At 36.4% G+C, this 15455-nt stretch carries 8 protein-coding genes and 1 riboswitch; of the genes, 5 read left to right on the top strand and 3 right to left on the bottom strand.

Annotation, left to right across the window (positions count from 1 at the left end; genetic code table 11):
• The first annotated feature begins 53 nt into the window (after positions 1-53).
• A riboswitch (cobalamin riboswitch) is annotated at positions 54-270 on the top strand.
• 205 nt (positions 271-475) lie between these two features.
• Positions 476-2806 (top strand): 5-methyltetrahydropteroyltriglutamate--homocysteine S-methyltransferase, encoded by a 2331-nt coding sequence (gene metE, locus VB264_RS10225; RefSeq protein WP_323249047.1) that lies wholly within the window; start codon positions 476-478, stop codon positions 2804-2806.
• Positions 2807-2974: 168 nt separating this feature from the next.
• Here metE and VB264_RS10220 read toward each other — a convergent pair whose 3' ends face one another.
• From VB264_RS10220 to VB264_RS10210, 3 genes are all read right to left on the bottom strand, one after another.
• The gene (locus tag VB264_RS10220; RefSeq protein ID WP_323249045.1) at positions 2975-3244 is read right to left on the bottom strand and encodes a hypothetical protein; all 270 of its coding nucleotides are present in this window, start codon (positions 3242-3244) and stop codon (positions 2975-2977) included.
• Positions 3245-3293: 49 nt separating this feature from the next.
• A complete protein-coding gene (locus tag VB264_RS10215; protein ID WP_323249043.1) occupies positions 3294-6659 on the bottom strand; it encodes a DEAD/DEAH box helicase in 3366 nt (1121 codons plus the stop codon).
• Positions 6660-6732: 73 nt separating this feature from the next.
• Positions 6733-8571 (bottom strand): alkaline phosphatase, encoded by a 1839-nt coding sequence (locus VB264_RS10210; RefSeq protein WP_323249041.1) that lies wholly within the window; start codon positions 8569-8571, stop codon positions 6733-6735.
• Between the two features lie 361 nt (positions 8572-8932).
• Between VB264_RS10210 and VB264_RS10205 the strand changes: the two genes are divergently transcribed.
• From VB264_RS10205 to VB264_RS10190, 4 genes are all read left to right on the top strand, one after another.
• Positions 8933-10333, top strand: coding sequence for a TolC family protein (locus VB264_RS10205; RefSeq protein WP_323249040.1), 1401 nt, complete (start codon positions 8933-8935; stop codon positions 10331-10333).
• A gap of 2 nt (positions 10334-10335) precedes the next feature.
• Positions 10336-13614: an efflux RND transporter permease subunit gene (locus VB264_RS10200; protein WP_323249039.1), complete on the top strand. Its 3279-nt coding sequence runs from the start codon at positions 10336-10338 to the stop codon at positions 13612-13614.
• 78 nt (positions 13615-13692) lie between these two features.
• The gene (locus tag VB264_RS10195; protein WP_323249036.1) at positions 13693-14808 is read left to right on the top strand and encodes an efflux RND transporter periplasmic adaptor subunit; all 1116 of its coding nucleotides are present in this window, start codon (positions 13693-13695) and stop codon (positions 14806-14808) included.
• Positions 14809-15048: 240 nt separating this feature from the next.
• Positions 15049-15330 carry a hypothetical protein gene (locus tag VB264_RS10190; protein WP_323249034.1) on the top strand — a complete coding sequence of 94 codons (282 nt, stop codon included), beginning with the start codon at positions 15049-15051 and terminating at the stop codon, positions 15328-15330.
• Positions 15331-15455 lie beyond the last annotated feature (125 nt).

Genomic DNA, 15455 nt, shown 5'->3' with positions numbered 1-15455 from the left:
TATATCTATTATATATTTATCATTAATACCTTTGCTTAGTAACTCAGTAAACACCCGTCAATCAGGAGGTTGGTTTTAAGTGAAAGAATAAACCTTTCACCATAAATTAAAAAGGAATCGTGTGAAAGTCACGAGCAGACGTGCTACTGTAAGTAACGGTTTCGAGCAGAAACAATTTTTCTTCCGCTTAGCCCATTGTTCTTTTCAAAGAATGAGAAGGGGGAAGAAAATGTTACAAGTCAGGAGACTTGCCTACCTTCTCAATGACTATTCCCTCACGAAATAGGGCTTAGTTCACGCATTGATTTTTATAAAATACTTGTCGAATATTACTCTGTTTCAGCAATGAATCAGCGTGTGCTTATGCTTTATGCATGACGGTGTGGTGTTTTCAGTTCCATTCGGTGTGTTTTAGAATACGCCAAAATGCTTTATCAACACTTGATAAGGCACGAACCTTAAAACAACAATTACTATGTTTACACACAATTTAGGTTACCCTCGTATTGGTAGCAAAAGAGAATTAAAACGTGCTTGCGAGCAATTTTGGGCAGGAAAATCTACCAAAGATGAATTGCTTCGCATTGGTCGCCAAATCAAAAGACAAAACTGGCAACTTCAACAAGAGGCAGGAATAGCATTAATTCCTTCTAATGATTTCTCTTTATACGACCACATTCTGGATACTGCGTTATTGGTCGGAGCTATTCCTGAGCGTTACCATGCTTTGGTTGATGGACAAACTAACCGAGAATTAGATATTTATTTTGCGATGGCAAGGGGCGTACAACGTGACGGTCTCGATATTAAAGCCATGGAAATGACCAAATGGTTTGATACAAACTATCATTATATCGTTCCGGAATTTACTAAAAATCAACACTTTAAAAGATATTCTGATAAAATCATCATCGATTTTGAAGATGCCAAGCAAATGGGATTTGTTACAAAACCTGTGTTGATTGGGCCTGTTTCTTTCCTGCTATTAGGCAAAGAAAAAGAAGCTGGCTTTGATAGAATAGATTTATTGGAAAAACTATTGCCTGTTTATATTGATATTTTACAAGAATTGTCAATACGTGGAGCAAATTGGATACAACTAGATGAGCCTTGCCTGACGCTAGATTTGACAGAAAATGAACAAATAGCATTCCAACAAGCCTATCAAAAAATCAAAAAGGCTGTTCCGAATTTAAAAATATTGGTTGCAACGTATTTTGAATGTACTGGTGAAAATATTTATGTAGCTACTACTTTAGATATTGATGCGCTACATCTTGACTTAGTACGTTGCCCTTCACAATTAAGTGATATTTTTGAACAAACAGATTTTGCCAAAACGGAAAAAATCCTTTCGCTTGGTGTCGTAGATGGACGTAATATTTGGAAGAATGATTATGCTAAATCATTGACATTGATTCAAAAAGCAATTGATACCTTAGGACAAGAGAGGGTAATGATTGCGCCTTCTTGCTCATTATTACACAGCCCTTGCGATTTGGATTTAGAGCAAAACGAAGAAGTACTTACGCCAGAAATCAAAAATTGGATGGCATTTGCTAAACAAAAATTGACCGAAGTGAATGTATTAAGAAAGCTTTCAGAGCCAGCGTCTGCACCTTTGTTTGCGCAACATTTCGCTGAAAACCAAAAAGCTATACAAAGCAGAAAAGATTCAGCCTTGATTCATAAACCACAGGTAAAAGCCAGAGTTGCAGCTTTAACGGAGCAAGACGCTCATAGACCAAGTCCTTTTGCGGTTCGTCAGGCTTTGCAGTTAGAAACGTTAAAATTGCCACTTTTCCCAACCACAACAATTGGTTCATTTCCGCAAACAGATGATGTACGTGTATTGAGAGCTAATCTTAAAAAAGGTGTTATTTCTCAAGAAGAATATGATGCACAAATTGCGGTAGCAATTGAAAAGTCTATCCGTTGGCAAGAAGAAATTGGTTTAGATGTGTTGGTTCATGGTGAGTTTGAACGCAATGACATGGTAGAGTATTTTGGTGAACAATTATCGGGATATGTTTTTTCGCAAAATGGATGGGTACAAAGTTATGGTAGCCGCTGTGTAAAACCGCCTATTATTTATGGTGATGTAGAACGCCCAGTTGCTATGACAGTCCGTTGGTCAGAATTCGCACAATCTAAAACAGACAAGTTAATGAAGGGCATGCTTACTGGACCAATTACGATTTTGCAATGGTCGTTTGTAAGAGATGATCAAGCACGAAAAACCACAGCCTTCCAAATAGCCATGGCGATTCGTGATGAAGTATTAGATTTAGAAAAAGCAGGTATTAAAGTTATCCAAATTGATGAGCCCGCTATTCGTGAAGGATTGCCCTTGCGTCGTGCCGATTGGGAATACTACCTTCAATGGGCGGTAGAAGCATTTCGTTTGAGTGCCTCGGGTGTAAAAGACGAAACACAGATTCATACACACATGTGTTATTCTGAGTTTAATGACATTATCAAACACATAGCCGATATGGATGCCGATGTGATTACAATTGAAACTTCTCGGTCACAAATGGAGCTATTGGATGCTTTTGTTGACTTTAAATATCCTAATGAAATCGGGCCAGGGGTGTATGATATTCACTCACCAAGAGTACCAGAAACAGAGGAAATGCTTAGTTTATTAGAAAAAGCTTTGGTAAATATTCCTACCAGAAATTTATGGGTAAATCCAGATTGTGGCTTGAAGACTCGCCGTTGGGCAGAAACAGAATTAGCCTTAAAGAATATGATTAAAGCTACTGAGCTTTTAAGAGAAAAAGTAAAAGAGGGTGTTTGTTAAAACTGTAGGGCGAGATTTTATCTCGCCTTATTGTTTTTTTTATGCTAAAAGAACTTCTGCTGGAATACCCAAACCATGATAAAGATTTTTTACCATTTTTAAAGCAAGAGGTCTCTTTTTATTAAGTACCTCAGAAACTCGATTTTGTCCTCCAAAATACTTTGCAATTTATTTTTGAGAAAGATTAAGCATTTCTATCCTTTGTTTGATTGATTCAATTGGATCAAGCTTCTCAATTGGGAAATGTTTTTTCTCATAATCTAATGCTAAAACAGATATTGCATCTAAAATATCTAAGGCTTTATTTCTTGTCGCTTCATCTTCAATAAGGTCAGCATCGACTAAAGCATCAATTAAGGTAGATGCCCTCTCAAAATCTGCTTGATTAGTAATCGGCTTGATTACTATTTCATCAAGATTAATACCTAATTCTTTCATTTTTATCAATTTAAATGTGAGAAATAGGCGGAATACTATTCCACTCTTTTTATTTTCCTCCTACCAAGTTTAACAAATCATCTTTCGTCAAAGACTTCAACATGGATGTATCCGTCTTGATTAAATCGTTGACTAAATCATTTTTAGAGGCTTGCAACAGCATGATTTTTTCTTCGATAGTATTCGGACAAATTAGCCTGACAGCCACTACATTTTTCTTTTGTCCAATTCTATAACAACGGTCTATTGCCTGATTTTCAACGGCTGGGTTCCACCATGGGTCAACTAAGTACACATAATCGGCTTCTGTTAAATTCAACCCTGTTCCCCCTGCTTTTAAGCTAATCAGGAATACTCTTACCCCTTCGTTCTCCTGAAATTCATTTACTTTATCAGCACGATTTTTAGTCTCACCCGTTAAGTATTCAAAAGAGATACCTCGTTTTATTAATTCCTTTCTAATTAATTCAAGCATGCTTACAAATTGCGAGAATACTAATATTTTATGTTCGGGAGATTTGTTCTCTATTTCTTCTAACAGGGCTTCTATTTTAGCAGATTCATTCCCATAAAATTCATCTTCACTTAATAAGGCTGGCGAATCGCAAATTTGACGGAGTTTCGTCAAACCTGTTAAAATATGCATACTTTCTTTGGGAATATCTCCTTCTATCTGGTTATTCAAAAATTCTCTGAATTCCTTTTCATAAGCATCATATACTTTTCTTTGCTGTACACCCATTTCGCAATACACAACTACTTCTGTTTTCTCTGGCAATTCTTGGGCAACTTGTTTCTTAGTCCTTCGTAAAATAAACGGGGTAATTTTCTGCTGTAATTGCCTTGCTCTTTTCTGGTCTTTGAACTTATCAATCGGCATAGAATAATGGTCTTTAAAATGCTGACGACTCCCTAATAGCCCTGGACAAGCAAATGAAAGCTGACCGAATAAATCAAAAGTATTGTTTTCTATCGGCGTACCTGTCAGAACGATTTTATTACGAGAAGACAATAGACAAGCCGCCTGATAACGCTGTGAGGTTGGGTTCTTTATGGCTTGAGATTCATCCAGAAAAACATAATTGAAATGATACTTTTTCAAGAAACCAATATCTGATAATAGTGTTCCGTAAGATGTCAGAATGATTTCGTAATGATCAAAACTCTTCGTATTCTTTACCCTGTTACTCCCATAAACACTTAGTATTTTAATAGAAGGCGCAAATTTTGCTACTTCTGCCTCCCAATTGAATATCAAAGACGTAGGGACTACAATCAGGTTAGTATTTTTAATATTTTTATTCCGCTGAGATAATATAAAAGCGATAATCTGAATCGTTTTCCCTAAACCCATATCATCTGCTAAGCAACCTCCAAAGCCAAATTCATCCAGAAAGTTTAACCAGTTTAGCCCTTCCTTTTGATAATCCCTTAACGTTGCATGAAGCTCTTTCGGAATCTCTACACGCTCAATTTGCTTAAAGGTTTTTAGTTTTTCAGCATAAATCGTCAATTCACGTTTTACTTCATCCGCCAAAAACGCTTCTTTATACATCCTTGCTATTTCAGAAAAATTACTCTTCGGAACCCGAATCTTTTCTTCAACAATAACACCTTCTTGAAAATATTCTGTGAATTGTCGTATCCATTCTGTTGGTAAAATACCTAAAGTGCCGTCACCCAATTGTACATATTTTGTCCTATTTCTAACCGATTTTTGTAGTTGTTTTAAAGAAACTTGTTGTTTTCCATAACGCACAGATAGTTCGGTTTCAAACCAGTGAATACCACTCGTTACACTGACCGATACCCTTATTTTATTGTAATTTCGCTTATTTTCTTTGAGCTCATTAAAGCCTAAAATGGTAATACCTTGGTTTTGCCATTCTTCAAAAGCATCTAAGAACCAACCTTCATCCAAAAACTGCCCTCTATGTAAATAGAAATATTCGTGGTCTAGTTGTTCTTCAAAGGCCTGATGTTGTTTCAATAAATTGGCTGTAAATTGGACTTCTGCGTCTTGGTCTCTTTCTAACAAAAACACATTTTCATTAAAATCGCTTACATATCTCTGCTTTTTAGAAAGAATTGGCACTTCTGTTTTCCCATATTTTATTACTGGCGTAATTGAAATATAGTCTTCTGAATCAGACAGATAAATGATTTTTTGCTGACTTGTATCGAAGGTATTTTCTTCAATTTGGGCAGGCGTTGCGGGTCTGATATAGGAATAATTTACCTGTATTTTATGTTCAAGCTTGTTCAGAATATTGTGCTGAAACTCTTCAAACTTGGTATGATGAACTAAAATTTTATGGTTATTCTGCTTGAAAAAAGTAATGATTCTTAAAAAATCAGGGTTTTCAATCAGATACAACGTATTGGCAACTTGGGTAAAATAATCGAATTTGACAGTAAGGTTTTTTAGCTCATACGCCTTTTCATTAATAAACAATTGAGCCGAAACTTCATGAAAGATGTCTTTGTAATCTATTTGCATCTTCACGTCCATTTTTAGCATTTTTAACTCAATCGGGACAATAGTATTAGCATTTACTTTGTCTGAGAGTTTAGCATCATGAAAAAAGACATCAAACTTTAACGGATTTTTAGCCAAGGCTTTTAATCCCTCAAAAAGTGTTTTAGACGATTTTTCATGATTAGGTTGTTGAAACTTGATAATGCTTGAATAAAATTTAACTTCCTCTATATCAGTAGTTTTCCAAATAAAATCAAGTGGGTCAACGATTTTGAGCGGGTTTTTCACCTTACCATCTTTGGTCGTTTGAACTTCATATAGCTCTACCACCAGATGGTCATAATAGCGGTGTTTCCCCAACACAATTATCTTTTTGGTTGTTTCTTCCAAAGAAAACAAGGACAGTTTTTTGGCAATAGGCTGTGGTAACAAAGACGTGCTTAACAACGAGTTAGTCGCTTGATTAACCGCTATCAGTTCTTTCAATTTGGGCTTTATCGAAAGTTTGAATGGGTTGTATTCTAACTGGAAATATTCATCCAAGTTTTTCTCTTGTTCTAAGCCATAATCTTTAGCAAAAGCTAACATTTTATTATACCGCAAAGCATCATCAAAAAACACCCTAAGGTTTTGGCGTTCAGTCAGATTGAGTAATACTTGTACTTGATGTTCACAGAGATTCTTGATGGGAGCATTACATTCACACGAAAGCTTGATGGCATTCTCTTCTTGCCTGACGGAAACAGTAATGAAGTCTGTCCGAGTAAGATAAACAGGTATTTCTGCAATGTTTAGTTCAATCTTGTCAGGTTGAAGGTCAAAAAAACCTTTTTCATCCGTTGAAATAAGCGAAGAACTATGCTTTAAAATCGTCAAATAATTAAGATTTGCAATACTAAGGTTTTCAAAAATATATGTTAGTTGACGAGGGTTCATTTTTTGGGCTTTAGGCTGTAAGCATTAGGCTTTAAGCTTTTCTTTTAATCGCTTAATGCTTACAGCCTAAAGCCTACCGCTTCAAGTTCAAACATTTAAGCAACTTCTCAAAAATAGTATTATTTTCATAAAATCCACTGAAAAGTTGTGCATTCGGGCCATAAGCAACTATTGGAACCATAATGCCCGAATGATCGCTGGTACTGAAATTCCCTTCTATTTTACCCGTTTTAAAATCGCCATCTAATAATGATAAACCTCCTGTTTCATGATCAGCCGTAATCACGATAGTCGTTTCTCCATTTTTATCAGCATATTCAAGGGCTTTACCTATTACTTTATCAAAATCCAGCATCTCGTTGGCAACATAATTTAACTGATTGGCATGTCCACCCCAGTCAATTTTTGAACCTTCTAACATCAGAAAAAAACCATTTGGAGAAGTACGTTCTAATTGTTTCACTGCGGCGTCAAAAGCTTCAGAAAGATATTCACCCCTTCCTTCGTGCTTAGGGCGCACTTCATTTTTATCAACAAACACAAAGGTTTTCTCTTTCGTATTTGCCTTTTTCAGTTCTTCAATGGTCGTAAATACTTTCCCATTTTTCTTTAATTTCTCTAATGTCTCCGCCCTAAAGGATTCTATACCAGCCCCAATCGTTAATGAAATTGGGCTTTTAGGCAAGTCATCTGCAATTAGCTGGAACCAATCTCTTTCTGGTTCGTGGGCATAGAAACTCGCTGGCGTTGCTCCTGTTATTTCTTCAGAAACTACTAGCCCTACTTTTATCTTCTTTTTGTCTAAAATTTCTGAAATATTTTCTAACGGTTGCTGTTGGGTATTCATCCCAATGTAACGATTATTCGTTTTCTCACCTGTTGAAAAAGCTGTTGCTCCTGCCGCAGAATCCGTACAAAAGCTATCTGCCGAATTAGTTTTAGAGAAACCAATATTTTTAAAATTCGTCCAGTTTAATTTTCCTCCATTAGCAGCTATTCCACTATAAATTTGGGCTAACCCCATGCCGTCTCCAATCAAGAAAATGACATTCTTAGAAGGCTTCTTTATTCCATCTGATTGATAGGTAGGCAAATATGGAATGTGTTGAGCAATTGGCTTGCCAGAAAAAGCGGTTAAGTTTTTAATATAGTTCGCCAATTCTGATAAATTATCCGAGCCTATGTAATCAACCTCTAATTTCATTAAAGCTTTGTAAGCCGTAAGCGAATTAGGTACTGCCCAAAACCGAACTTGTTTGCCAATATGATGAACAGAATCAACAAAATTCTTAATCTTTAGATACTGCGGTGCTGTAATCAAACCCTTACCATTCCAGCGTGTAAAGTCCGTGATACTAGTACTGATTAAAGCTACTCTTTCAAAACTCCTAGGCGAATAGCTTTGTCTAGGGCGACCATCGAAGTAGAAAATATCATCATATTTATCAAAATCTGTACTTAATGGCATATCGCCACTGATAACAATCTGCACCGCATTAGGATTATGCTTTAAATCAAAATAATTACGATAAGGCTTTAATTGTGTTTCTAAAAGCTTCAAGGCTTCCGCTCCATCTTCTTTAATATCAATTAATATCTGTAGGCGTTGTCCGTCTTGATAGGCCTTACCATTATTCTGATTGATTTGCTTCAATAATGGTTCAAGGTATAATGCTTTGAAAGTACGATTCAGAAGAATAGATTCTTTTTCATGTGCCACGACCAATTCTTCTCCTTGTTTGAAAACATCGGCTTCAATCATCCCAAAATGTAAGGCATATGCTTGATAAAAAGGTAAATCATGCAGGTAATCATTATGTGCATGGGTGTTTTTCATAGAATAGCTCATGGGTTGAGCCAAGACCTTTGTTGCGATTGTAAAGAGTAAAAAAAGGAGGATGTGTCTTTTCATATTGTTGATAGCAATGAAGATTGTTAAAAGTTCAAAATTATCCTTCTAATGTTAGGAAATCGTTATCTGTAAATTAATCAATCAGTTAATAAGACTATTACGATGAACTTTCAAAAGAGAAAAGATATTATTTAAAGTAAGACATAAAATTAACCAATTCTTGATTTATTTATATTTTTTTATTTTTTCTAAGAAACATTCTATTCCCGTTTTTTTCAAGGGTAATATATTTCCAAACAGCTTATAAATATATCAAAATGATACAATAGCCTATAAAGCAAACCAAAATGTTTGAATATATTTGGTCAACCAAATAGACTATCAGCATGAGCACTTCCATTCAATAGCAATACTTAATATTATGATTCAAATAAAATACCAACGCATTTTATTATTTTTCGCCTTTCTGTTGCCTTGCAGGTTTTCACTTGCACAAGACCATTTCTTGAAATTAACAGATGCGATTCAGCTTGGCTTAGAAAATTACAATTCCATTAAAGCCAAAAACAGTTATCTAAAAGCGTCACAAGCCTTGGTAATAAATGCACAAAAGCAGTTTCTTCCTGATGTAAACGTGGCGATTCAAAATAATTATGGTACAGCAAATGGTCAGTTCGGCTCACTATATTCTTATAGAGGTGTAGGGATGGCAGCATCTGGGCCTAGCTCAGCAAGCCAAAACTGGAATACGGCTTTCGGAGCTTTGTATGCCTCCAACGTCAATTGGGATGTTTATACCTTTGGTCGTTTAAAGGCGACCGTAGATATTGCCAAGTCGCAAGTATCAAGAGATTCCTTAGATGTTTTGCAAGAAAAATTTGCGCATACTATCAAAATTACGGCAGCGTATTTTAATCTATTGGCGGCACAAAAATTTGTAGAAATCAGCCAACAAAACCATAAAAGAGTAGTGGCCTTGCGTGAAGTAATTAAAGCTAGAACTTTAAGTGGGCTGAATGCAGGTGTAGATTCTTCCATTGCTAATGCGGAAGTTTCTAATGCGAAACTTAGCCAAATTGATGCACAAAACCTTGAAATACAAGCAAGTAATCAATTAGCTATTTTATTAAATACGTCGGCTAAACATTTTCAATTAGATAGCCTATATTTCACTAAAATTCCTAGTCAACTTGGTTCTTCATTAGCCATTGAAAATAACCCAACGTTGCTGTTCCTTAAATCTCGTATTGTAATCGCAAATAATACGCAAAAATTGTTGAGTAGAAACAAACTACCGGTCATCAGCTTATTTGGTGCTTTTCAGTCTAAAGCTTCTGGTTTTGACTATGACTATTCTCCTGATAATCATCACGTTGATCAAAGTTATTTTTCAGGAATTGCTCCATCCAGAAGCAATTTCATTGTAGGTGCTGGTATGTTCTGGAATTTTATGTCACCGACTAAAATCAATCATCAAATCAAGGCACAACAATTTATTAGCGAAGGCTTAAAAAGTGAATATGATTTGACGGAAAATCAATTGGAAAGTCAGATGATTTTAGCAGACCAACGCATCGAAAATGCTTTACTTACTTATAAAGAATCTCCGATTCAATTAGAGGCCGCCCGCAATGCTTATGAACAAAAAGCCGTATTGTATAAAAACGGATTATCAAACATCATCGACCTCACGCAAGCTTTATTTGTATTGAACAGAGCCGAAACTAATATTAGTGTAGCTTATGCCAATGTTTGGCAAGCTTTAGTCCTTAAAGCTGCCAGCAACGGAGATTTCGATTTACTCATCAAACAAGCCAGATAATAATGAATTTAATTAAAACAGCTTTACGCAAACCTATCACAATACTTGTATTAGTAGCGGGCTTGTTATTCTTTGGTATCAATGCCATTCGGAATATCAAAATTGATATTTTCCCAGATATGAATATGCCCGTAATTTATATCTCTCACCCATTTGGTGGCTATACGCCTACCCAAATGGAGTCTTTTTTCGGGCGTCAGTATGTCAACCTTTTATTATATGTTTCAGGGGTTAAAAGTATCGAAACTAAGAACATACAAGGCTTAACCTTGATGAAACTTACTTTTTACCAAGGTACTAATATGGCTCAGGCCGCAGCAGAGGTTTCAGCCTTTAGTAATCGAGCCCAAGCTATTTTCCCGCCAGGTTCACAACCGCCTTTTATTTTGCGTTTCGATGCTTCTACACTACCCGTAGGGCAATTAGTACTAAGTAGCCCGATACGGTCGAATAATGAATTATCAGACCTTGCCAATACATACATCCGTTCCTCTTTTACATCCATTCCGGGGTTAATTTCTCCTGCTCCGTTTGGAGGAAACGTGCGAACGGTAGTCATCAAAGCTGACCCAGAACTGATGCGGTCGCATAATATGACGGTCGACCAAATTGTTGAAGCCATTCGTCTTAACAACCAAACATCTCCTTCTGGAAACGTACGGGTTGGTAATTATAATTACATTACGCCAGCCAACACAACCATTAAAACGATTAAAGACTTTGAAAACATTCCTTTATTCAAAGGGGGTGTACAAAACCTTTATATGCGTGATGTTGCTGTAGTAGAAGACGGTGCCGACATTACAGGTAGTTATGCTTTAATTAATGGCAAACGTTCTGTATATCTGGCCATTACCAAATCATCTACTGCTTCTACTTGGGAAGTTGTTCAAAACCTTAAAAAGAACCTCCCTCGCTTACAAAGTCTTTTGCCAGAAGATGTAAAACTCTCTTATGAGTTCGACCAATCTGTTTATGTTATCAACGCTGTAAAAAGCTTGATGTCCGAAGGTGCCATTGGTGCCATCTTAACAGGCTTAATGGTTTTATTGTTTTTAGGGGATGCCCGTGGTGCTTTGATTGTAATTCTAACAATTCCAACGTCAGTTATTGCTGGGGTACTATTTTTGCAACTAAGTGGACAAACTATTAATATCATGACGTTGAGTGGTCTTTCATTGGCCATTGGTATTTTGGTCGATGAGTCCACAGTGACCATTGAGAATATTCACCAACATCTAGACCTCGGTAAGCCCAAGGCATTGGCGATATGGGATGCCTGTAAAGAAATCGCCTTTCCGAAGCTATTGATTCTTTTCTGTATTTTAGCGGTGTTTGCTCCTGCTTTCACGATGACGGGTATTCCGGGTGCTTTGTTTTTACCCTTGGCACTAGCCATTGGGTTTTCGATGTTGGTTTCCTTTCTTTTATCACAAACCTTTGTGCCTATCATGGCCAACTGGATTATGAAAGGGCATAAGCATGAAAATCAACATACAACCAATTTGCCCGATAACGAGGATTTTATTGCCTCTAATATTACTGTTGAATCAGAATTTAACCAGATTACACAGAAGAAAGGTTATGTGGAGCATCCTACTAAAAAACTAAGTTTATTCGACCGATTCAGAAATTCTTTCCTATCATTCCTTGAAAGAATTATTCCTTTTCGTAAACTCGTGGTGGTTGGTTACTTAGTCATTATTTCAGGAGCAGCCTTTTTATTTCTAAGTACGATTGGTAGAGATGTTTTACCAAAAACTAATGGTGGACAATTTCAAGTACGCTTACGTGCTAAAGAAGGAACAAGAATTGAACGGACGGAACAGAAATTGATTCAATCGATTGCCATTCTTGAAAAAATGGTTGGTAAAGAAAATATTTCCATTACATCATCATTCATAGGGCAACACCCTGGACTTTTCTCGACGAGTCCGATTTACTTATTCATGAGTGGCCCTCAAGAAGCAGTTTTACAAGTTCAGTTAAATGAAGAATATGAAACTGATTTAGAGGAATTAAAAGATGACTTTAGAAAAAGAATCAAAGCTACTATTCCAGATTTGAAGCTTTCTTTTGAACCTATCGAATTGACTGAAAAAATATTAAGTCAAGGTTCGCCAACGCCTATTGAAGTGCGTTTAGCAGGTAGAAGTAAGAAGAACAATGAAGAATATGCCAAGAAGCTTATCGAAAAATTAAGTCAGATTAGCTATTTGCGTGATGTACAGTTAGGACAGCCTATCAAGTACCCAGCCATTAACATTAATATCGACCGTGTTAGGGCTTCGCAATTGGGCGTTGATATGAACGATATTTCTAGAACGCTCACTGCCTCAACTTCTTCTTCACGTTATACAGATAAGAGCGTTTGGGTAGATGAAAAATCAGGATTGACTTACAGTGTGCAAGTACAAATTCCTGAAAACAAAATGACGAGTATAGGTGACATCGGAGAGATTGCTTTGTTGAAAAACTCAGCAAGGCCTATTCTAAGTGATGTAGCCACGATTCAAAGTGATACCATTTATGGCGAAAACGATAACTTAGGAGCTATGCCTACGCTTTCGGTAACAGCCAATTTATACAAGAAGGATTTAGGAACAGCTACGGCAGATGTAAGTAAAGCCATTGCTTCACTAGGAGAATTACCTCGTGGATTAACCATTGAGCCAATTGGTTTGAGTAAGGTTTTGACAGAAACATTGGATAGTTTACAATCAGGATTATTAGTAGCTATTATTGTTATTTTCTTGATGCTGGCAGCAAACTTCCAGTCATTCAAAGTATCTATCGTGATTCTCACCACTATTCCAGCCGTAGTACTAGGCTCGTTGGTGATGTTGAGATTAACGAACTCTACCTTGAACTTACAGTCATATATGGGTATCATCATGTCGGTTGGGGTATCTATCGCCAATGCTGTTTTATTGATTACCAATGCCGAACAATTAAGGAAAGTCACAGGCAATGCTTTGGAAGCAGCCAAAGAAGCGGCTGCCTTAAGAATTCGCCCTATTTTAATGACGAGTGTGGCCATGGTAGTAGGGATGATCCCGATGGCTTCTGGCTTAGGCGAAGGTGGCGACCAAACTTCTCCACTGGCACGTGCCGTTATTGGTGGGTTAATTGCTTCAACCTTTGCAGCATTAATTATCCTGCCTTTGGTATTTGCTTGGTTCCAAGAGAAAACATCGATAGAATCTGTTTCATTAGACCCAGAAGATGAGGAAAGCAAACACTATATTCCTACGATTTATAAAAGAGACATTGGTAATTAGTTAACATTATCAGAGACATAGATATAACTTAAAAGCTAAAGGCTCAAAGCTTTTAGCTTACAGCTAAAAAATAAGACCATGAAATCAAAAGCTATCAATTCCATTTTTACTATAGCTGGCTTCTTTACGGCCACAATACTTTTAAACAGTTGTGGTTCTTCTGAAGCTAAAAAAGAAGAGAAGACACAAGCTCCAACGGTGCATAGCATAGAAACTTTTTCTTTGGAAAAAGGAATGATGTCAACCAATATTCAAATTCCGGGAGAATTAATCGCCAAACATAGCGTTGATTTGTATGCCAAAGTAAACAGTTTTGTCAAGAAAATGAATGTAGATGTTGGCTCAGAGGTAAGAGAAGGACAATTATTGGTCACGATGGAAGCACCAGAATTATCAGCCCAACTAGCCACTTCAGCATCAAGGTTACAATCACAAGAAGCGATATATGCGGCTAGTAAAGCTAATTATGACCGTCTTTTACAAACTAGTAAAACACCTGGGACAATTTCGCCAAACGAGTTAGACCAAGCTTTAGCACGCAAAAATGCTGATTTTGCACAATTGGATGCTGCTAAATCAGGCTATAAAGAAATTGCTGATAACAAGAATTACCTAGAAATCAGAGCCCCTTTTAATGGTTTTATTACTGCTCGTAATATTAGTGTGGGTGCTTATGTAGGTCCTTCAGGAAAAGGCTCTGAGTTTCCACTGTTTACTTTACAAGACCAGAAAAAATTACGTTTAATTGTATTAATTCCAGAAGCTTATACTTCATATTTAGGCGAAAAAAATGAGATAACTTTCACCGTAAAAGCATTTCCAAGTGAAGTATTTAAAGCTAAAATCAATCGTGTAGCAGGAGCATTAGATACAAAATTCCGCTCAGAACGAATTGAAATGGACATTGACAATAGTAGCAAAAAACTATTGCCAGGTATGGTTGCCGAAGTAAAAATATCCTTCCCTGCTACAGAAAAGACGTTTGTCGTTCCTAAAGCTGCTGTAGCGAATGCTCCAGAAAAAGTATTCGTTGTGAAAATTGTAGATAACAAAGCTGTTTGGGTAGAAGTAAGAAAAGGCAGAGAGGCAGATGGCAAAGTAGAAATCTATGGCGACTTATCAGAAGGCGACCAATTAGCAAAAGTAGCTACTGAGGAAATTAGAGAAGGCGTTGAAGTGAAGGTTAAGAAATAAGTTTGAGACTTTAGGATTTTTGGACTGGAGGACTAAAAGAACACATACACACAAAACAAAATCTTTTAACTTAAAGTCATAAAGTCCAACAATCTTAAAGTCCCAAAATCCTAAAGTCTAAAAATCCTAAAGTAAGACTCATTGCTTCTAACAAAAAACACTGTATTTTTGCATCCTGATATGCAAAAAAAATCTTTCATAATACGGTTATTTAGCACATTCTTGGTGTGTCAGATACTTATGTTTTCGGTTTATGGACGAACGCTTTCGGTACAACAAGCACATCATTTTGGTAAAAATAAATGCAAAATTGATAGCCCTAGCGAACGCCATCATATCAATGCTAACATTCGCATATTACTTGACTTAAATACCGTTGCTACTCACCGTGAGATTTTCCCTTCGATTTATTCTCTTAGCAATATTTCGCCATTAGCCTTCCAATTTGAATCAACTTCACTTTTTAGATACCATTTTTATCAAATTTTATTTGAGCATTTTATTGCCAAAAATGCCCCGTGAGTTCTTTATTTTTAAACAATTTCATAAAATCTTTACAATGACTTTGATTGTTTTCGTTATTCAATCATTAGTTTTATCAATTTATCGCTTTTCTTAATTTAGCACAACACCTAAAATAAAAAGCA

This window comes from Arcicella aquatica (assembly GCF_034928825.1).
GTDB classification, from domain to species: Bacteria; Bacteroidota; Bacteroidia; order Cytophagales; family Spirosomataceae; genus Arcicella; species Arcicella aquatica.
This window is presented reverse-complemented; position numbering and strand designations above follow the sequence as displayed.